The sequence below is a fragment of the Streptomyces sp. NPDC003042 genome, from assembly GCF_053591315.1.
The window spans coordinates 108,924-128,482 of the sequence record NZ_JBSFTP010000009.1 but is presented as its reverse complement, the minus strand read 5'-3'; the positions used below and the strand labels follow the sequence as shown (position 1 = coordinate 128,482).

15 protein-coding genes are annotated in these 19,559 nt (G+C 73.2%); 7 read left to right on the top strand and 8 right to left on the bottom strand.

Annotation, left to right across the window (positions count from 1 at the left end; translation table 11 throughout):
* Positions 1 to 44: 44 nt before the first annotated feature.
* The 5 genes from ACWDYJ_RS07955 to ACWDYJ_RS07935 all read right to left on the bottom strand — a co-directional run bounded on the left by ACWDYJ_RS07955 (position 45) and on the right by ACWDYJ_RS07935 (position 6,092).
* Entirely contained in the window at positions 45 to 1,736 is a 1,692-nt protein-coding gene (locus tag ACWDYJ_RS07955; protein WP_451564618.1) for an FG-GAP-like repeat-containing protein, read from the bottom strand.
* A 112-nt stretch (positions 1,737 to 1,848) separates the two neighbouring features.
* Positions 1,849 to 2,745 (bottom strand): LysR family transcriptional regulator, encoded by an 897-nt coding sequence (locus ACWDYJ_RS07950; protein WP_451564617.1) that lies wholly within the window; start codon positions 2,743 to 2,745, stop codon positions 1,849 to 1,851.
* A 10-nt stretch (positions 2,746 to 2,755) separates the two neighbouring features.
* Positions 2,756 to 3,715: a DMT family transporter gene (locus ACWDYJ_RS07945; RefSeq protein WP_451564616.1), complete on the bottom strand. Its 960-nt coding sequence runs from the start codon at positions 3,713 to 3,715 to the stop codon at positions 2,756 to 2,758.
* A 41-nt stretch (positions 3,716 to 3,756) separates the two neighbouring features.
* Positions 3,757 to 4,695 carry an EamA family transporter gene (locus tag ACWDYJ_RS07940; protein WP_451564615.1) on the bottom strand — a complete coding sequence of 313 codons (939 nt, stop codon included), beginning with the start codon at positions 4,693 to 4,695 and terminating at the stop codon, positions 3,757 to 3,759.
* Between the two features lie 56 nt (positions 4,696 to 4,751).
* Positions 4,752 to 6,092 (bottom strand): MFS transporter, encoded by a 1,341-nt coding sequence (locus ACWDYJ_RS07935; protein ID WP_451564614.1) that lies wholly within the window; start codon positions 6,090 to 6,092, stop codon positions 4,752 to 4,754.
* A gap of 82 nt (positions 6,093 to 6,174) precedes the next feature.
* Here ACWDYJ_RS07935 and ACWDYJ_RS07930 point away from each other — a divergent pair, with 82 nt between their 5' ends.
* Entirely contained in the window at positions 6,175 to 6,684 is a 510-nt protein-coding gene (locus ACWDYJ_RS07930) for a MarR family winged helix-turn-helix transcriptional regulator (RefSeq protein WP_451564613.1), read from the top strand.
* 113 nt (positions 6,685 to 6,797) lie between these two features.
* On the opposite strand, the gene ACWDYJ_RS07925 is transcribed toward ACWDYJ_RS07930, so the two are convergent.
* Both ACWDYJ_RS07925 and ACWDYJ_RS07920 read right to left on the bottom strand, forming a co-directional pair.
* On the bottom strand, positions 6,798 to 7,037 hold the full coding sequence (locus tag ACWDYJ_RS07925; protein ID WP_451564612.1) for a hypothetical protein: 240 nt from the start codon (positions 7,035 to 7,037) through the stop codon (positions 6,798 to 6,800).
* Positions 7,038 to 7,057: 20 nt separating this feature from the next.
* Entirely contained in the window at positions 7,058 to 9,160 is a 2,103-nt protein-coding gene (locus ACWDYJ_RS07920) for a 4-alpha-glucanotransferase (protein ID WP_451564611.1), read from the bottom strand.
* A 155-nt stretch (positions 9,161 to 9,315) separates the two neighbouring features.
* On the opposite strand from ACWDYJ_RS07920, the gene ACWDYJ_RS07915 reads away from it, so the two are divergent.
* Positions 9,316 to 12,375, top strand: coding sequence for a beta-N-acetylglucosaminidase domain-containing protein (locus tag ACWDYJ_RS07915; RefSeq protein ID WP_451564610.1), 3,060 nt, complete (start codon positions 9,316 to 9,318; stop codon positions 12,373 to 12,375).
* A gap of 709 nt (positions 12,376 to 13,084) precedes the next feature.
* On the opposite strand, the gene ACWDYJ_RS07910 is transcribed toward ACWDYJ_RS07915, so the two are convergent.
* Positions 13,085 to 13,618: an HNH endonuclease gene (locus tag ACWDYJ_RS07910; protein WP_451564609.1), complete on the bottom strand. Its 534-nt coding sequence runs from the start codon at positions 13,616 to 13,618 to the stop codon at positions 13,085 to 13,087.
* 261 nt (positions 13,619 to 13,879) lie between these two features.
* Between ACWDYJ_RS07910 and ACWDYJ_RS07905 the strand changes: the two genes are divergently transcribed.
* From ACWDYJ_RS07905 to ACWDYJ_RS07885, 5 genes are all read left to right on the top strand, one after another.
* Positions 13,880 to 14,947 (top strand): mechanosensitive ion channel family protein, encoded by a 1,068-nt coding sequence (locus ACWDYJ_RS07905; RefSeq protein WP_451564608.1) that lies wholly within the window; start codon positions 13,880 to 13,882, stop codon positions 14,945 to 14,947.
* Between the two features lie 144 nt (positions 14,948 to 15,091).
* Positions 15,092 to 16,315 (top strand): ROK family protein, encoded by a 1,224-nt coding sequence (locus ACWDYJ_RS07900; RefSeq protein ID WP_451564607.1) that lies wholly within the window; start codon positions 15,092 to 15,094, stop codon positions 16,313 to 16,315.
* 79 nt (positions 16,316 to 16,394) lie between these two features.
* Complete coding sequence (locus tag ACWDYJ_RS07895) at positions 16,395 to 17,735, top strand: ABC transporter substrate-binding protein (protein WP_451564606.1); 1,341 nt, start codon at positions 16,395 to 16,397, stop codon at positions 17,733 to 17,735.
* Positions 17,736 to 17,742: 7 nt separating this feature from the next.
* Entirely contained in the window at positions 17,743 to 18,693 is a 951-nt protein-coding gene (locus ACWDYJ_RS07890) for a carbohydrate ABC transporter permease (protein ID WP_451564605.1), read from the top strand.
* Entirely contained in the window at positions 18,690 to 19,559 is an 870-nt protein-coding gene (locus ACWDYJ_RS07885) for a carbohydrate ABC transporter permease (protein WP_451564604.1), read from the top strand. The genes ACWDYJ_RS07890 and ACWDYJ_RS07885 overlap by 4 nt, the downstream gene beginning before the upstream one ends.

The window sequence follows — 19,559 nt, the reverse complement described above, 5'->3', positions numbered from 1 at the left end:
GGGCGCCCCCGGTGCGTGACGCACCGGGGGCGCCCTCGGTCACATCAGCGCATGGACTGGATCCAGCGCCAGCCGTTCTCGCCGATGCGGACGGGCGGCGCGAAGCCGGTGCCCGTACCGCCGAGGAACTGCAGGTCTCCGGTGGCCGGGTCCTGCGGCGCCGTGGTGAGCAGCAGGTCGGCGTGGCCGTTGCCGTCGAGGTCGCCGACCGTCCCGGCCAGCGGGTACGAGGCGGCCGGCGCCGTGTGGATCACGGTGGGCGCGGGCAGGGCCGCGGCGCCCGCGGAGAGGAACTGTCGCAGCTGTCCGTCGGCGCCGCGCGCCCACAGGTCGGCGCGGCCGTCCGTGTTCACGTCGCCGGGGGCGAGGATCTCGTAGTCCTTCCACTCCGGTCCGCCCAGCACCACCACGTCGCGCGGCAGCGCCGGCACGGTGCCGACCGTGCCCCGGTGCAGGTACAGGCCGTTGGCGCTGCGGCCCACGAGGTCGGGCTGGCCGTCGCCGTCGATGTCTCCGACGGCGAGCGGGGTGGCGTGGGCCCAGCCGGTGGGCCGCTCGCGCATGGGCACGCGCTCGCCGAGCCGGCCGTAGCCGACGTTGGGGTAGATCCACAGCTCGTCGCCGATCCGGGCGACGACGTCCTCGCGGCCGTCCCCGGTCCAGTCACCGCGGTGGCTGAGGTCGGCGCCGGCGAAGCCGCTCTGGCCGATCACCTTGTACGTGCCGAAGCTCCCGCCGGCGAGGCCCGGGTAGAGCCGCAGCGAGCCGTCCGCCTGGACGGCGAGCAGGTCGGGGCGGCCGTCGCCGGTGAGGTCGCCTCCGGTGGGCGTGCGCTCGTGGATGCTCGCGGCGGAGAGGACCATCTTGTGGTCCTTCATCTTGGTGTAGCCGGTCTCCACGACGTGGCTCTGGACATCGCCGAAGTCCTGGCGGCTGAAGAAGGTGTAGTCGACCTTCCCGCCGTAGGCCGAGGTCACGGGATCCCAGTGGGTGCGCTGGCCCGAGCGGCACTCCGTTGCGCCGGACGCCAGGCACGCCTCGCTGAAGTGGTTCCGGTCGGTGCTGTCGGCCTCGACGAGGGAGAGGGTGCCGGGCAGTCCGGCGTAGACCTCGTCCATGTGCGAGTAGTACGGCCGGGCGTTGAAGTCCCCGCCCAGGATGACGGGCAGGCCGCCCGACCACTCCTCGATCTTGGCCAGCATGGCCGGGGTGTCGTTCTTGGCGTCCTTGTCCTGGCGCAGGTGCGCGCCGCAGGCCAGAACGGTCCGGCCGTCCACGAGGGTCCGGGCACAGACCACCGACCGCTTCTCGCCCTCCATGCCCTGCGGACTCACCACGGCCGACATGCCGACGACCTCGCTCTGCGGGCCCTTGATCAGCAGTGCCTGGCCGAAGCTCGTGTCGTCGCCCCACTTGGCGCACTTGGGGGGTGACCCCGGGGCCGGCTCAGGGGCTGCCTTCTGGGTGCTGGCCCAGACCCCGGCGTAGCCGGGGAGCACGGCGCGCAGCCGGTCGTACTGGCCCTTGCACGCCTCCTGGAGCATCACCACGTCGGTGTCCCAGCCGGTGATGTGGCCCTTGAGGCCGTCGGCCCAGGTGGCCGGGTCCATGGTGCTCTGGCAGTCGACGAACGCACCGCACACGTTGTACGAGATCGTGCGCACGGGCGGCGCCACCGGATCGGTGTCGGCGGCGGCCACCCCCTGCCCAGGCATCACCGCGAAGAGCCCTGCCACCAGCGCCAGTCCGGCTGCCAGTCGGCCTCCCCGTGCGGCACGCGGATGTCTGTTCCCTGTCCGGCTCACCAGTTCCCCCTTGTCGAAGATCACAGAAAGGGGCCAGCGTAGGTCATCCCGCGGCGGCCGCCCGCAGCGCGTTCAGCACGTGGGCCACCGCCGGGGCTGCCTCCGACCCCCGCCGGACCGCCGCGATGACGTGCCGCGTCGGCCGGTCGTGGGTGAGGACGCGAACCGCGACGCCGGAGGCCCGGCCCGACACCATGCGGGGCACCAGGGCCACGCCCATCCCCGCCTCCACCATCGCCAGGATCGCGGTCCAGCCGGAGGCGGAGTGCGCCTGCTCCGGCACGAAGCCGGCCGCCTCGCACGCGCTGCGGGTGATCTCCGACCAGGGCCCGCTGCCTCCGTAGATCCACCGTTCCCCGGACAGGTCGGCCAGCCGCAGGCCCGCGGCCTCCGCCAGCGGGTGCCCCGGCGGGAGGGCCACGTCCAGCGGGTCCTCCAGCAGGGTGGCCCGCGTGAAGCGGTGGTCCCGCGCGCCGGGCGCATGGGCCGCGAGCGAAAGGGCGAGGTCCACGACCCCGGTGGACAGCAGCTCGTAGGACTCGGCGGCCTCGGTCTCGCGGACGCGGACCTCCACGCCCGGGTGGCTCCGGCGCAGGGCCGCCACGGCCGGGACGACCAGCACCGGCACGGCGGTGGAGAAGGCGCCGACCCGTACCTCCCCCACCTCCCCGGCGAGGTAGCCGGTGAGTTCGGCGTCGGCCCGTTCCAGCTGCGCGAAGACGGCTTCGGTGTGCCGCAGGACGAGGTGGGCGGCGTCGGTGAGCCGTACGCGCCGCCCGTGGGCCTCCAGCAGCGGCACTCCCAGCTGCTTGGCGAGGTTGGTCAGTTGCTGCGAAACGGCCGAAGGCGTCATGTGCAGCGCCTCGGCCGTCGCGGTCACGGTGCCCTGGTCGGCCAGGGTCCGCAGGATCCGCAGCTTCTTGATGTCCCACTCGGTCATGGGCCCGAACCTACCGCCGGACGGCGACGGCGCTGCCCAGGGCGACCCCGCCCAGGATCAGCGCCATGCAGAGCAGTTGCGCCGGTCCGGTCCGCTCGCCCAGCAGCAGGAAGCCGAGTCCTGCCACGCACACCGGCTGGAGGTAGTAGACGACGCCGGCCCGCGCGGCCCCGGTGATCGAGATGGCCTTGTTCCAGGCGAAGAAGGCGACGGCGGAGGAGAACACGCCGACGTACAGCAGCGGTCCGACCGTCCCGGCGGTGGCCTCGAAGCCGCCCTGGACGGTGAGGGACACGGCGTACGCGGGGGCCAGCATCAGCGCGCCGAGGACGAAGGTGCTGATCAGGAAGGCCAGTCCGCCGATCTCGGCGGGCTTGCGCTTCAGCAGCGCGCTGTAGGAGGCGAAGGACAGGGCGGCGCCGAACATCCACAGGTCGCCCGCGCCGAAGTCGAAGCCGAGCGAGCCGTCCCCGACCAGCAGCAGCACTCCGAGGGCCGCGAGCAGCATCCCGAAGGCACGGCGGGCGCCGAGCCGTTCGCCGCCGAGGCGGGCGTACAGGGCCATGACGACCGGCGAGGCGGCCATGATCATGCCCATGTTGGAGGCGGAGGTGGTCAGTCCGGCCTGGTGGACGAGGGTGTTGTAGAGGGTGACGCCGAACAGCGTGGCCAGCGAGATGTAGCCGAGGTGCCGACGGATCAGGGCCCGCTGCTGCCAGGCCTGCCGGGCCGCGAAGGGCGTGACCGCGAGGGCGGCGATGATCCACCGCCAGAAGACGGCCTGGACGGGCGGGACTGTCTCGGCCATCCCCCGCGTGGCGACGAAGCTGCCGGACCAGACGACCGTGGCGACCAGCGCGAGGAGTACGCCCAGTCCGGCGGCGCCCTTCCTTCCCGGGCTGCTGAGCTGCCGTGCCTTCGAAAGCCGCTGTGCCTTCGAAACGGTGCGGATCTGGTCCATGACGGCCACGTGGTGTCTCCCCCTCGGGGTGTTGTCTGTCTGTCGTCGAACTACCGTCGCACCTCCGCATTGCCCAGGTCCATCGAAAGATTCTGACTGGTCTTTTCAGAAGAACTGAACGTTTCCGGTGCCTTGGGCGTGCGTCCGGGCAGCTGGCCGAAGACGGTGGCACCGAAGGCGATCGCCATGCCGACCAGCTGCACGGGCGACAGCGCCTGGCCGAGCGCGGCCCAGCCGATGACGGCGGCGGTGAGCGGGGACAGCGGGCCGAGCAGGGTGACGGAGGTGGCGGTGAGCCGGCCGATGCCGCGGAACCAGAGCCAGTACGCGATCCCGGTGTTGATCAGCATCATGTAGCCGTAGCCGAGGAGGGCATTGCCGTCGAGCGCGGGCGGTGCCCCTTCGATGACGGCGGCGATCGGGATGATGATCAGCCCGCCCGCGGCGAGCTGCCAGCCGGCCACGGCCAGCGGACCGACGCCCTCGGGCCGTCCCCAGCGCTTGGCCATCACCGTGCCCGCGCCCATGGACGCGGAGGAGACCACACCGGCGACGACGCCGACGAGGTCGAGCCGGGCCTCGGCGGTCAGGACCACCATGCTCACGCCGAGCGCGGCGACGATGGCGGCGAGGACGGTCCGCAGCCTGGCCCGCTCGCCCAGCAGCAGGGCGGCGAGTCCTACGACGAACAGCGGGCCCGCGGCGCCCAGTACGGCGGCGACACCGCCGGGCAGCCGGTAGGCGGAGAGGAAGAGCAGGGGGAAGAATGCGCCGATGTTCAGGGTGCCGAGGACGGCGGACTTCCACCACCAGGCGCCCTTGGGCAGGGTCCGGGAGAGGGCGATCAGCAGCAGCCCGGCGGGCAGTGCCCGCATGGCCCCGGTGAACAGGGGCCGGTCGGGCGGCAGCAGCTCGGACGCGACGAAGTAGGTGGAGCCCCACGAGATGGGGGCGAGTGCGGTCAGGGCGACGGTGGCGAGGCGGTTCACGACGACTCCTCGGACAGGTGACGAAGGGTGGGTGAGCGAGCGCGGGTGAGCGGGGCTCAGGCGGCGGTCACAGCGGGGGCGGGACGCGGCTCGCCGTGGGCGGCCCGCGCTGGGGGCACGGCGTACACGGCCTCGGCCGGCAGGTGCCGCTCCAGCCGGAGCAGCGCCAGTGCGGCGCCCAGGGCGGCGACGGTGAGCAGGGCCCACGGCAGCCGGCCGTCGACGGCGAGCAGCGCGGTGAAGAGGGACGGGGCGAGGGCGGTGGCGAGCGCGTAGGACAGCTGGTAGGTGGCCAGGTAGCGGCCGCGTACGGCTTCCGGCGCGGCCGAGACCGACAGGGCGCCGCCGGAGGGGCTGTGGATCAGTTCGCCGAGGGTGTAGACGACCACGATGGCCAGCAGGGCGACCAGGGTGACGGTCTGTCCGGGGCGCAGGGTGCCGAGGACGATCTGGGCGGCGAAGGCGGCGGCGAAGAGCAGGGCTCCGAGTGCGGCGGAGCGGGTACGGCGGGCACCCGAGCGGCGGACGCGGCCGGCGACCAGGACGCCGATTCCGGCGCACAGGACGGTGTTGACGGTGAAGGCGGCTCCGGTGAGGGAGTCGGGTCCGCGCAGCCAGGTCGCGATGTAGAGCGGGAAGAGCACGGAGAGGGCCGCGTAGCCCAGGGCCGTCAGGAAATTGGCGGCGGTCAGTCCCAGGAAGGGGCGGTCGGCCAGCACCATCCGGTAGCCGGCGGACGGCCGCCGCGCGGAGGTGGCGGTCCCGCTCCCGCCGTCCGCGCCGCCGCGCACGGGCCGGACCCGGCTGACGAGCAGTCCGGCGAGGGCGAAGGCCAGCGCGTTGCCGTAGGCCGTGTACTGGAATCCGCCGGTGCCGGACAGGGCGAGGACGCCGGAGACGAGCAGGGCGCCCCCGCCCATCCCGGCGTTCTGCAGGGCCCTGATGGACGCCTGGAGCCGGTCCCGGGCGGCGCCGCGCGCCACCTCTCCGATCAGGGACTGCTGGACGACGGGGAAGGAGCGGTCGGCGAGTGCGGTGACCAGCGTGACGGCGGCGAAGGCGGGCACGGAGTCGGCGAGGGGGTACAGGACGAAGCCGAGCGCACGGATCGCGTAGAGCACCAGGTTGGCCTGGCGGGCACCGAACCGGTCGACGGCGGAGCCGGCCAGCGGCATCACGGCCAGTCCGGCGAGGCCGGTCACGGTCAGGACCAGCCCGACGAGCGTGAAGGAGAGGCCGGTGAGGTGGTGGAAGAACACGAGCGAGAAGGGGATGTACATCCCGATCCCGACCGAGCTGATGCCGACGCCGACGAGCAGGGACCGCTCCCCCGCCACCCGTTCTTCTCCGGTCTTCCCGGCCCCGGCCACCGCCATCATTCCCCCCAAGTAGGTCACTCGAAAGTAGCTTACCCCTAAGCTACTTTTCGTCAAGCAACTTTCTTGCAATCAATCAAGTCGGAACCGGATACTGCGTCCCATGACCGAGGCCAAAAAGGACATCAGCGCGGACGCCGTCGACGCGATCATTGCCCAGTGGGCTGTAGTACGACCGGATCTGGACACCGGCCCCATGGCCGTCTTCGGCCGCGTGTACCGGATCAGCAAGGCCATGGGCGACGCGATGGAGCAGGCGTACGGCCGCTACGGAATCGCGCGCGGGGAGTTCGACGTCGTCGGCACCCTGCGGCGCTCCGGAGCGCCGTACACGCTCTCGCCCCGCCAGCTCTCCGCCACGCTGATGCTGACCACGGGCGGTATGACCGGGCGCCTGGACAAGCTGGAGAAGGCCGGACTGCTCCGCCGCAGCCCCGATCCGCACGACCGGCGCGGGCTCCAGGTGACGATCACCGAGCGCGGGCTCGCCCTCGTCGACGAGGCGGTCGCCGCCGGCCTGGAGGTCCAGCGCGCCGCGCTCTCCGGGTTCGACGACGAGGAGATCCAGGTGCTCAACAGCCTGCTCCGCAAGCTGATGGCCGACCTCCCGTAGACACGACGAGGCGCCGCAGGTCCGCGACGGCGCCGACGTGTGTCGGTTCCGCGGACCTCCGGCGCCCGGAAGTCTTCAAGCGTGGGGCCGCCCGGTGGAGGCGGCCCGGCCGGTCAGGCCTTGGTGGTCGTCTTGCGCGACTTGTCGCCGACCATCACGAGGCCCGTGATGACCAGGTACAGCACGATCGGCGCGACCACGTACAGGCCGAGCGTCTCGGCAATGCTCAGGCCCGGACCCGGGTCGTCACCGTCGTCGCGGGTCAGCGCGAGGGCGGGAGACGTCATCAGCAGCATCATCAGCGTCGTTCCGGCCGTGACGGCGCCGGCGCGCAGAGCGTTCTTCTTGTCCACGGTGCAAACGTAGCGAACACCTAAAGCGGTCGCGCGCCCGGGGGTGCCGTACGGGTCCCGGCGCCGTCGCGCACCGCGCTCAGCAGGGCGTTGGCCCGGGGCGAGGCGGTGAACGCCTCCAGGCCCATCGGCCGGCCGTCCACGTCGGCGACCGGCAGCCGCCAGTTGGGGTACTGGTCCCAGGTGCCCGGCAGGTTCTGCGGCCGCCGGTCGCCCACCGCGTCCGGCAGCCATACGCCGACCAGCCGGGCGGGCGTGCGCAGCAGGAAGGCGTACACGGCCCGTACGGCGGCCTCCTCGCCCTTGGTGTCCAGCCCCAGGCGGTCCAGCACCTCCAGCCACTGGGCGGTGTCGGCGGCGTCCTCGGCGCGCTCGCTCTCCAGCGGCCGGGTCAGCAGGCCGAGCCGGTCGCGCAGTTCGACATGGGCCCCGGCGAGCTTGGCGGCGGTGGGCGGCAGGTCGTGGGTGGTGGCGGTGGCCAGGCAGTCGGCCCGCCACCGCTCGGGGGCCAGCGGGTTGCCGTCGCCCGCCCAGTCCCGCTCGAACCACAGCACGGAGGTGCCGAGGATCCCGCGCCGCGCCAGCGCCCGGCGGACCTGCGGCTCCACCGTCCCGAGGTCCTCGCCGACGACCAGCGACCCCGCCCTGTGGGCCTCCAGCACCAGGATCGCCAGCATCGCCTCACCGTCGTACGAGACGTACGTGCCCTCCGCGGGCGGGGCGCCCTGCGGAATCCACCAGAGCCGGAACATGCCCATGACGTGGTCGATGCGCACGGCGCCCGCGGAGCGGAACACCCCGCGCAGCAACTGGCGCAGCGGCGCGTAGCCGACGGCGGCCAGCCGGTCGGGCCGCCAGGGCGGCAGCCCCCAGTCCTGGCCGCGGGAGTTGAAGGCGTCCGGCGGGGCCCCGACGCAGATGCCGGGGGCGTGGAAGGGGCCGGTCCGCACGTCCGAGCCGTCGGGGTGCACTCCGACGGCCAGGTCGTGCACGATGCCGACGCTCATTCCGGCCTCCCGGGCCGCCCGCTGGGCGGCGGCGAGCTGGGTGGCCGTCAGCCAGACCAGCCAGCGGTGGAAGTCGCTCCGCTCCGCCGGGTCCTCCCCGGCGGCGGCCGCGCACCAGGCGGCGTGCGCGTCCAGCGGCGGGCCCTGCTCGGCGCGGAACTCCTGGTAGGCGGCCTCGCGTCCGGGCGTCCGCGGGACGGCGTACAGCAGTTCCAGGGCGGCGCGCTTGAGGGCCCAGACGGCGTCCCGGTCGATCAGCGCCCCCTTCTCCAGCACCTCCCGGCGCAGCTCCCCGCCGCGTGCGGCCAGTTCGGCGAGGGCTTCCCCGTCGGGGTAGGCGGTGTACTCCGGGACGTCCTCGATCCGCAGGTGGACCGGGTCCGGGAAACGGCGGGAGGAGGGGCGGTACGGGGACGGGTCGGTCGGGGTGCCGGGCACGGCCGCGTGCAGCGGGTTGACCTGGATGAAGCCGACGCCGTGGGCGGCGCCGGCCCAGCGGGCGAGCGAGGCGAGGTCGCCGAGGTCGCCCATGCCCCAGGAGTGCTCGGAGAGCAGGGAGTACAGCTGGACGAGCAGCCCGTGGGCCCGCTCGGGCGCGGCCGGGGCCCGCTCCGGGGCCACGATCAGGGTGGCCGTGCCGGCCCGGCCGTCCGGCAGGGTGGCGGTGATCCGGTGCACTCCCAGGGGCAGCGCGTCGGGCAGCGGTCCGGCGGGGCCGGTGTGCCACTCGACGGCGCCGGACCGGGTACCGGCCTCGGCCTCCGTCCCGGCCTCCGCGTCCGGCCCCGTCCCGCCCTCCGCCTCCGCCCCCGTCTCGGCCTCCGCGTCGGACTCCGGGTCCAGGCGGATCCGCGTCCCCGGCGGCAGCGCGGCCAGTTCGGCCGGCGGCTCCGCGCCCTCCCACCGCACCAGCACGGGCGGCAGCAGCCGCGACTCCGCCTCCTGCCGCGCCCGCTCCAGCTCCCCCCGGATGTCCTCCGGGGTGTCGGCGCAGACCCCCAGCAGCCCGAGCACCGCCCTGACAGTGGCCTCCGGGACCTCGACCGTCACGTCCTCCGAGGGCTGGTAGGCGGTGGCGACGCCGTGCAGGGCCGCGAGCCGGGCCAGGTCGTCCATGTGCGGGCACTCCTTCGTCGTTAAAGGCATCAACGCATCAGGGCATGAGGGTGGGTCAGAAGGACGGGACACCGCCGGGGAACACCGCAGCCATACCCAGTCGGCCGCCCCGCATTCCTGGCGGATCCAGGTCAGATCACCCCACGCGCATTGACATGTCAGCCGCACGGGTGGTGGGCTCGGGCTCGTTCGGCTCGGGCTCGTTCGTACGGGCGGGCGACGACTCGGGACGGGGAGGCTCCGTGCAGCTCAGGGGCAGGAAGCGGGCGACGGCCGCGGCCGTCGCGGTCATCGGGACGCTGCTGGGCGGCGCGGTGGCCTCCGGACCGCCGGGGGCCGTCGCCGCGCCGTCGGCGCCTGCCCCGACCGCTCCCGAGGGACCCGCGGCGGTCCCGGTGCTCGACCCCGGCTCCGACGCGCCGCGATCCGCCGCCCAGGGCCCGGCCGTGTGGCCCCGGCCGCAGTCGGCGACCGCCGACCCGGGGCGTGAACTGCCGCTGGGGGCCGACGCCGTGCTGGTGGCTCCGGGCGACGTGGACCCGTACGCCGTCCAGGTCGTACGGACGGCCCTGCGCGCGGCGGGCGTACGGACCCTGCACGAGCGGGCCCCCGGGGCGGCGCTGCCCGAAGCGGCCCTCGTCGTACGGCTCCAGGGCCCGGACGCCGAGGCGGCGCTGCGGGCGCTCGGCGCGGCCGAAGCCGGGGACCTGCCGGACGGCGGTTACCGGCTGGCGGTGGGCCGGACCGGCGGGCGGGACACGGTCGCGCTGGCCGGCGTAGGAGGGGACGGGCTGTTCCACGCGGCGCAGACGCTGCGTCAGCTGCTGGCCGGCGGCGGCGGCAAGGTGCCCGGGGTGCTCGTGCGGGACTGGCCGGCCGCCCCCGTGCGCGGGGTGACCGAGGGGTTCTACGGGCAGCCGTGGTCCCTGGAGCAGCGGCTCGCGCAGCTCGACTTCCTGGGCCGCACCAAGCAGAACCGGCTGCTGCTCGCGCCCGGGGACGACCCGTACCGGACGACGGGCTGGCGTACGGAGTACCCGCGCGAGCGGCAGGTGGAGTTCCGGGCGCTCGCCGAGCGGGCCCGGACCAACCGGGTGGTCCTCGGCTGGGCGGTGGCCCCGGGGCAGTCCATGTGCCTGGCCTCGGCGGACGACCGGGCGGCGCTGGCGCGCAAGGTGGACGCGATGTGGGAGCTGGGCTTCCGGGCGTTCCAGGTGCAGTTCCAGGACGTCAGCTACACCGAGTGGGGCTGCCGGGCCGACCGGGTCCGGTACGGGACCGGTCCGGCGGCGGCCGCGAAGGCGCACGCCGAGGTCGCGGGCGAGCTGGCGGCGCACATGGCCGCACGGCATCCGGGGGCCGCGCCGCTGTCGCTGCTGCCCACCGAGTACTACCAGGAGGGCGCGACCGTCTACCGGACGGCGCTCGCCGGAGCGCTGGACGCCCGGGTGGAGGTGGCGTGGACCGGCGTGGGCGTCGTGCCGCGCACCATCACCGGCAAGGAACTGGCCGGAGCCCGCTCCGCGCTGGGGCACCCGGTCGTCACCATGGACAACTACCCGGTCAACGACTGGGACCCGGGCCGGATCTTCCTCGGCCCGTACGCGGGGCGCGAACCGGCGGTGGCGAGCGGCTCGGCGGGGCTGCTGACCAACTCGATGCCGCAGGGCACCCTGTCGCGGATCCCGGTCTTCACGGCGGCCGACTACGCGTGGAACCCGCGCGGCTACCGGCCCGGCGAGTCCTGGGCGGCGGCCGTGCGCGAGCTGGCCGGTCCCGACCCGCGGACCCGGGAGGCGCTGGCCGCCCTGGCCGGGAACACCGCCTCCTCGGGGCTGAAGCAGGAGCAGTCGGCGTACCTGAAGCCGCTGGTGGAGGAGTTCTGGCGGGCCCGCGCCGCCGGCGACCCGGCTGCCGGCGACAAGCTCCGGGCGGCCTTCACCGTGCTCCGGGAAACCTCCGCCCGGCTGCCCGCCCTGTCGGGCGAGGCCGGCCCCTGGCTGGAGCGGCTCTCGAGCTACGGGGCCGCCGGCGAGCTGGCCGTGGACCTGCTGCGGGCCCAGGCCCGCGGGGACGGAAACGCCGCCTGGCAGGCCTCACGGGACCTGGCGGCGGCGCGGCGCGCGCTGGCCGAGCCGGGCGGGGCACGCGTGGACACGGCCGTGCTGGACCCCTTCCTGGAACGGGCGGCGGCGGAGTCCGACGCCTGGACCGGTGCGGCGCGGCCCGCCGGGACCGTACGGCAGGCGCCCGGCTCCTGGACCGTACGGCTGGACTCCGCGCGGCCCGTCTCGGCGGTCACGGTCATGACGGACCCGCTGGCGCCGGAGGTGCGGGGCGCGGCGGTGGAGGCGCACGTACCGGGCGAGGGCTGGCGGAAGATCGGCGAGGCGGCGGCGTCCGGGTGGACGCACACGGACACGGTGGGCCTGCGGGCGGACGCCGTCCGGCTGTCGTGGGCGGGTGCGGCCCCGGCGGTCCACCGGGTGGTGCCGTGGTTCGCGGACGGTCCGCAGGCCCGCTTCGAGCTGGCCGACGGCGCGCGGACCGAGGCCGAGATCGGCGGCGCCACGCGGCGGGTGTCGGCGGAACTGGCGGCCCTGCGCCCCGGCGAGGTCAGCGGCGCCCTGTCGGCGGCCCCGCCGGCCGGGGTAGAGGTCCGGGTCCCGGCGAACGTGGTGGTGCCCCGCGGCACGAAGATCACCGTCCCGGTCGAGGTCACCGTCCCGGCGGGCACCCCGGCCGGGACCTACCAGGTCCCGGTCACCTTCAACGGGGAGTCGCGCACCCTCACCGTCCAGGCGGTCCCGCGTACGGGCGGCCCCGACCTGCTGCGCACGGCGCGGGCCACCTCGTCGGCGGACGAGGCCCCGCAGTTCCCGGCGTCGGCGGCGCTGGACGGCTCCGCCGCCACCCGCTGGTCGTCCCCGTCTGTGGACGGGGCGTGGTGGCAGGCGGAACTGGCGGCCCCGGCCAGGATCGGCCTGCTGACCCTGCACTGGCAGGAGGCGTACCCGTCCACCTACCGGGTGGAGACCTCCCCGGACGGCGTGACCTGGCGCACGGCCGCCGAGCCGGCCTCGCGGGGCGGCGTGGACACCGTCCGCCTGGACACCACCCCGGATACCCGCTTCCTCCGCGTCACGTGCGTGACCCGTGCCACCCCCTTCGGCTGCAGCCTCTGGTCCGCGACGGCCCACGCGATCACCCCCTGACCAGCCGCCACCGGACCGGGCCGAACCCCGGGCTCCCCGGGGCTCCGCGCCTCAGCCCCCCAGACTCCGTCCGGGATGCCCCCTGGCGAGGCTGGAAAAGCCGGACCTCCTGACCCGGCAGAACCGCAGGGCCACGGCCCGGCACAGCGGCAGAAACGGTTCCCAGCACAGCCCGAGGGGCGTACGAACGCAGCCGGAAGGAGGGACAGCCTCAGCCGGAGCGAAGCACCGGCAAAGCCGGGCAAGCACCGGCGCAGCGGAGGGCAAGACCGGCGGAGCCAGAGCAGCTCGGACCGGCGAAGCCGGGAGGAACACGGCCCGGCACAACCGGAGGACAACCGGCGCAGCCGGACGGAAGTACCGGCGAAGCCGGAAGGGACCCGGCGAAGCCGGAGGGCAAAACAAGCCGGAGAAACACGACCCGGCACAACCGGAAGCAGGACCGGCGGAGCCGGAGCAGCGCGGACCAGCACAGCCGGGAAGCCGCACCGGCGAAGCCGGGAGGAACACGGCCCGGCACAACCGGAGGACAACCGGCACGGCCGGACGGAAGTACCGGCGAAGCCGGGGAGGGCCCGGCACGGCCGGACGGAAGTACCGGCGAAGCCGAGGAGGGCCCGGCACGGTCGGAGGGGCCCGGCGCAGCCGGAGGAGGGTGGGCCGGCGGAGTCGGGGGCGCCGGGCCGGAGTACCCCTGGGACCGGCGGAGCTAAGAGGCGGCGCCGATGCGCTCCAGGGCGTCCTCCGCCCCGAAGGGTTCCAGGTACGGCATCCATCGGGGGTCCCGGTGGCCGGTTCCGATGATCCGCCAGGCCAGTCCGGACGGCGGGGCCGGCTGGTGGCGCAGCCGCCAGCCGAGTTCGAGCAGGTGCCGGTCCGCCTTCACGTGGTTGCAGCGGCGGCACGCGGCGACCACGTTGTCCCAGGCGTGCTGGCCGCCCCGGCTGCGCGGGACGACGTGGTCGACGCTCGTCGCGACGGCCCCGCAGTACATGCAGCGGCCACCGTCACGGGCGAAGAGCGCACGGCGGGTGAGCGGAACGGGCCCCCGGTAGGGGACCCGCACGAAGCGCTTGAGCCGGACCACACTGGGCGCGGGGACGGCTCTGGTCGCGCTGTGCAGGAAGGCGCCGGATTCCTCGAGGGAGACCGCTTTGTTCTCCAGGACGAGGACGAGCGCGCGGCGGAGCGGTACGACGCCGAGCGGCTCGTACGACGCGTTGAGGACCAGGACGTGCGGCACGGACTGCCTCCTTGTACGCCGGCGGCGCGTGGCTCGCGCCGGGACGATCTGCTCTCCAGTCTCCCCTTACGGCTGGTCGAAGCGCCACCACGCGCCCGTAACGGGTCCGAGGTGTTTTCAACCACACTCTCCTTCTCCCCAGGTGAGTCTGGTCTCTCCCTCGAACACGGCAACAAGGTCGGGCTTGTGCCCCGTTAGTGTGGTTGGTCTGCCCGCACCCCCCCTTCCGCGGGCAGGCCGCTATGCCTGGAGGTTCCTGCCGTGCCCTCGCCCGCCACTCTGCTCCCGTTGGCAGCGACCACCGACGACGCCGCCGAAAGCGTGACCAATGCCGCGAGCTTCATCGAGGAGAACTGGGCCACCTGGCTGAGCATCGGCCTGCGGATCCTGCTGATCATCGTGATCGCGGCGGCGCTGCGCTCGGTCGTCCGCAAGGCCCTCACCAAGCTGATAAGCCGCATGAACTCCAGCGCCGAGGCGGTCGAGGGCACGGCCCTCGGCGGGCTGCTGGTCAATGCCGAGCGGCGCCGCCAGCGTTCGGAGGCCATCGGATCAGTACTCCGTTCGGTGGCTTCCTTCCTGATCCTCGGCACGGCCGCGTTGATGGTCCTGGCCGCGTTGAAGATCGACCTGGCCCCCCTGCTGGCGAGTGCGGGTGTGGCCGGTGTGGCGATCGGTTTCGGTGCCCGGAACCTGGTGACGGACTTCCTCTCCGGCGTGTTCATGATCATGGAGGACCAGTACGGCGTCGGCGACAAGATCGACGCGGGCGTGGCCTCCGGCGAGGTCATCGAGGTCGGGCTGCGCGTGACCAAGCTGCGCGGGGACAACGGCGAGATCTGGTACGTCCGCAACGGTGAGATCAAGCGGATCGGCAACCTCAGCCAGGGCTGGGCGACGGCGGGCGTGGACGTCCAGGTCAAGCCGACCGAGAGTCTCAAGCTCATCCGCGCGGTGGTCCAGGACGTGGCCGACGCCCTGGCCAAGGAGTCGCCGTGGGACGAGCGCCTGTGGGGCCCGGTGGAGGTGCTGGGCCTGGACGAGGTGCTGCTGGCCTCGATGACCGTGAAGGTGTCGGCGAAGACCATGCCGGGCCAGCAGTTCGCCGTGGAGCGCGAGCTGCGCTGGCGGATCAAGGAGGCTTTCGACGCGGCGGGCATCCGGATCGTCGGCGGTCTGCCGGCGGCCGACGAGGCCGAGGAGGGCGCCGACCCGTCGGCCGCCGTCGCCGCGCCGTCGGCGCTGGCCAACCCGGCTTCCCCGCAGTCCCTGGCCACGGCCCCGATCCCGCAGGCGGCCGCTCCGGGCGCCCCCCGCATCACGAAGTAGGCGCTCCCGCACGCCCCTGCGCCCGCCCGCACACCAACCCGCTGCCCCGCCGGTCGTTTCCGGCGGGGCAGCGGCATTGACACCGGTCACACAGCGATAGGAAACTTACCTAACAATTCACCTCGGTGAGGGAGAGACCGCCCCATGCCCGCCGCCACGCCCGGAACGCCCAGCCTGCTGCGCGCCATGAACGACCGCGCCGCCCTGGAGCTCCTGCTGACGCACGGCCCCCTGTCCCGCACCCGCATCGGGCACCTGACCGGACTCTCCAAGCCCACCGCCTCGCAGCTGCTGGCCCGCCTGGAGGCCGCCGGGCTGGTCGAGGCCACCGGCACCGACGGCGGCCGCCCCGGACCGAGCGCCCAGCTCTACGCACTCAACGCCCGCGCCGCGTACGCCGGCGGCCTCGACGTCACCCCGGAACGGGTGGTCGCCGCCGTCGCCGACCTGACCGGCGCGGTGACCGGCAGCTTCGAGCTGCCCTACGCGGAGGGCGCCGACGCCGTCGCACAGGTCACCGAGGCCCTCGGCGGGGCCTGCCGGGCCGCCGGGCTCCAACGCTCCGACCTGCACCGCCTGGTCATCGCCACGCCGGGCGCCTTCGATCCGCAGACCGGCCAGCTGCGCTACGCCAGCCACCTCCCCGGCTGGCACTCCCCCACCCTCCTCGACGAGCTGGCGGCGGCCCTGCCCATGCCGGTGGAGTACGAGAACGACGTCAACCTCGCCGCACTCGCCGAGCAGCGGCTCGGCGCGGCCCGCGGGCACGAGGACTTCGTCCTGCTGTGGAACGAGGAGGGCCTGGGCGCCGCCCTGGTGCTCGGCGGCCGGCTGCACCGCGGCTGGACGGGCGGCGCGGGCGAGGTCGGCTTCCTGCCCGTGCCCGGCCACCCCCTGGTCCGGCAGGTGACCCGGGCCAACACCGGCGGCTACCAGGAGCTGGCCGGCGTACAGGTCCTGCCCCGCCTCGCCGCGATGTGCGAGGTCGACGCCACCGAGATCGAGGCCGCCGGAAGCGGGGCCGCGCCCGGCGGGCAGGTGGCCGTCGGGGTCGCGCTGCTCCAGCGGGCCGCCGCCGAGCCGCAAGGCCCGTACCTGCGCTTCCTCCAGTCGTACGCCACCGTCCTCGCCACCGGTCTGGCCTCGCTGGTCGCCGTACTGGACCCGGAGATCGTGGTCCTGTCCGGAGCCGCGATCACCGCGGGCGGCGATCCGCTGCGCGCGCTGCTGGAGGAGGAACTCGCCGAGCTGGCGCCCTCCCGGCCCCGCCTGGTCACCGGCGAGGTCCGCGAACGGCCCGTCCTGCGGGGCGCCCTGGAGAGCGCGCTGGCCGCCACCCGTGAGGAAGTCTTCGACACCTCCCGCTGACCCGCCCTGCCTTCCGTCACGTCACCACCCCACTGGCACTCTTCACCGGAAGCCCCTCCCGCAGAGAGCGAGTTCCGCCATGCCCCCCACGACCGGACGCCTGACCACCACAGCCGCCCTCCTCGCCGCCCTTTCCGTCCTCGCCACGGCCTGCACGGGCCAGAGCGGCGGCGCCGCCGTCGCCGACGATCCGAAGGCGGACGTCACCCTCCGCTTCTGGCACGGCTGGTCCGCGCCGAGCGAGGTGAAGGCCATCGAGGAGAACATCGCCCGCTTCCAGAAGGCGCACCCGAACATCAAGGTCGAGGTCACGGGCAACATGACCGACGCCAAGATCAACCAGGCGCTGCGCGCGGGCGGGGACAAGGCCCCCGACGTGGTCTCCTCCTTCTCCACCGACAGCGTCGGCAAGTTCTGCAACTCCGGCGCCTTCGCCGACCTGAACCCCTTCCTGGAGAAGTCCGGGGTCGACAAGGCGAAGGTCTTCCCCAAGACCCTGCTGGAATACACGCAGTTCAACGGCAACCAGTGCACGCTCCCGCTGCTGAACGACGCCTACGGCCTCGTCTACAACAAGACCGCCTTCGCGGCCGCCGGCATCACCGAGCCGCCGAAGACCTGGAGCGAGTTCACCGAGGTCGCCCGGAAGCTGACGAAGCCGCGCGGGGACTCGTACGAACAGGTCGGCCTGATGCCCACCTTCCACGGCTACGAGACCACGCCCATGCGGCTGGCCGCGCAGTGGAGCCCCACCTACTTCGACGCCCAGGGCCGGTCCAACCTGGCCAAGGACCCGGCCTTCGCGAAGATGCTGACCGCCCAGAAGGACCTGGTGGAGCAGCTCGGCGGCTACGAGAAGCTGGAGCGGTTCCGCAACACCTTCGGTGACGAGTGGAATGCCGAGCACCCCTTCCACAAGGGCCAGGTCGCCATGCAGATCGACGGCGAGTGGCGGCTCGCGATGGCGAAGGAGGCCGGGGTCCCGTTCGAGATCGGCACCGCGCCCCTGCCCGTACCGGACGACCAGGCCGCCGACTACGGCAAGGGCTACCTCTCGGGCACCATCATGGGCATCGCCTCGGCCGGCACGAAGCAGAACGCCGCCTGGGAGCTGGTCAAGTACATGACCACCGACACGGAGGCCGTGGTGGCCTTCGCCAACTCCATCCACAACGTGCCCTCCACGCTGGCCGCCCTGGAGTCCCCGAACCTCCAGGTGACCCCGGAGTTCAAGACCTTCCTGGACATCGCCCGGCACCCGAAGTCCAGCACCACCCCGGCCCGGGCCGACGGCGGCACCTACCAGCTGACCTTCCAGGACTTCGCGTACGCGGTCGAGAAGGGCGACGTCGCCGACATACCGGCCGGGCTCGCGAAGACCGACCAGCAGATCGACACGGACATCGCGAAGGCGAAGTAGCCGGCCGATGACCCGTACGAGCACCCCCGCCCTGCGGGCGAGGCACCGCAGGAGCGCGCTGCGGACCGCGGCCTTCATGTCTCCCTGGCTGATCGGCTTCGCGGTCTTCTTCGCCTACCCGCTGCTGTCCACCGTGTACTTCTCCTTCACGCGGTACGACGGCTTCCGCCCGCCCGTCTTCAACGGCCTGGAAAACTGGAGTTACGTCTTCACGGACTCCCCGCTGTTCTGGCCGGCGATGCGCAACACCCTGTGGCTGGTCGTGGTGACGGTCGCCTGCCGGGTCGCCTTCGGCCTCGGCACCGGCCTGCTCATCACGAAGATCAAGACGGGGGCGGGGATCTTCCGGACCCTCTTCTACCTGCCGTACCTGGCCCCGCCCGTGGCCGCGACCCTGGCCTTCGTCTTCCTGCTCAACCCCGGCACCGGCCCCGTCAACTCCCTGCTGGACTCGGTGGGACTGCCGGCCCCCGGCTGGTTCACGGACGCCGACTGGTCCAAACCGGCGCTGACCGTCCTCGCGGTGTGGGGGATCGGCGACCTGATGGTCATCTTCATGGCCGCGCTGCTCGACGTACCGAAGGAGCAGTACGAGGCCGCCGAGCTGGACGGGGCCGGGGCGTGGGCGCGCTTTCGCCACATCACCCTGCCGAGCATCTCCCCGATCATCCTGTTCGCGGTGGTCACCGGGGTCATCCAGGCCATGCAGTACTACACGCAGCCGCTGGTGGCGGCGAAGGTGGCGTCCGGGGTGATCGGCGGCTCGGGCCAGCAGTTCGAGCCCGGCTACCCCGACAAGTCGACCCTCACCCTGCCGCAGGCTGTCTACAACCTCGGCTTCCAGCGCTTCGACTACGGCACCGCCTGCGTCGTCGCGCTGGTCCTCTTCGCCCTTTCCATGGCCTGCACGGCGCTCCTGATGCGCCGCCGCGGCGGACTGATCGGAGCGGACGCATGACGACCACGCGAAGCAGCCCCCACCCCGCCCGCAGCCACCACCGCAGGGCCGTACTGCACTGGATCGGCGTGCACGCGCTGGGCGTCGCCGCCGCGCTCTTCTTCGTCCTGCCCTTCGTCTTCCTCTTCCTCACCTCCCTGATGAGCGACCAGCAGGCGCTGACCCGCGAGCTGTGGCCGCGCACCTGGGAGTGGGACAACTACGCCACCGTCTGGAACACCCCCGGCTTCCTGACGTGGTGGCGCAACACCCTGCTGTACGCGGGCCTCGGCACCCTGCTGACCGTGGTCTCCTCGGTGCCGGTCGCGTACGCCCTCGCCAAGTTCCGCTTCCGCGGGCGGCGGCTCTCCCTGCTGCTCGTGATCGCCATGATGATGCTGCCGCCGCAGGTGGTGGTCATCCCGATGTACCTCTTCTGGGCCAAGCATCTCGACCTGTCGGGCACCTTGTGGCCGCTGATCATCCCGATGGCGTTCGGCGACGCCTTCTCGATCTTCCTGCTCCGCCAGTTCATGCTGACCATCCCCGACGAATACCTGGACGCGGCCCGCGTCGACGGCTGCGGAGAGGTGCGCACCCTGCTGCGCGTCGTCCTGCCGATGGCCAAGCCCGGCATAGCGGCCGTCGCGCTGTTCCAGTTCTTCTCTGCCTGGAACGACTACTTCGGCCCGCAGATCTACGCCTCCGACAATCCGGCCGCCTGGACCCTCAGTTACGGACTGGAGTCCTTCAAGGGTGCCCACCACACCAACTGGAACCTGACCATGGCGGCGACCGTGCTGGTCATGGCACCGGTGATCGTCCTCTTCTTCGTCGCCCAGAAGGCGTTCGTCGAGGGAGTCACCCTGACCGGAGTGAAAGGCTAG

Bases quoted from the DNA above. Each gene is read 5' to 3' on its own strand.
- ACWDYJ_RS07900 (WP_451564607.1), top strand. From the start codon at position 15,092: ATGCCCGCCGCCACGCCCGGAACGCCCAGCCTGCTGCGCGCCATGAAC.
- ACWDYJ_RS07930 (WP_451564613.1), top strand. From the start codon at position 6,175: ATGACCGAGGCCAAAAAGGACATCAGCGCGGACGCCGTCGACGCGATC.
- ACWDYJ_RS07895 (WP_451564606.1), top strand. From the start codon at position 16,395: ATGCCCCCCACGACCGGACGCCTGACCACCACAGCCGCCCTCCTCGCC.
- ACWDYJ_RS07885 (WP_451564604.1), top strand. From the start codon at position 18,690: ATGACGACCACGCGAAGCAGCCCCCACCCCGCCCGCAGCCACCACCGC.
- ACWDYJ_RS07950 (WP_451564617.1), bottom strand. From the start codon at position 2,745: ATGACCGAGTGGGACATCAAGAAGCTGCGGATCCTGCGGACCCTGGCC.
- ACWDYJ_RS07890 (WP_451564605.1), top strand. From the start codon at position 17,743: ATGACCCGTACGAGCACCCCCGCCCTGCGGGCGAGGCACCGCAGGAGC.
- ACWDYJ_RS07920 (WP_451564611.1), bottom strand. From the start codon at position 9,160: ATGGACGACCTGGCCCGGCTCGCGGCCCTGCACGGCGTCGCCACCGCC.
- ACWDYJ_RS07915 (WP_451564610.1), top strand. From the start codon at position 9,316: ATGTCAGCCGCACGGGTGGTGGGCTCGGGCTCGTTCGGCTCGGGCTCG.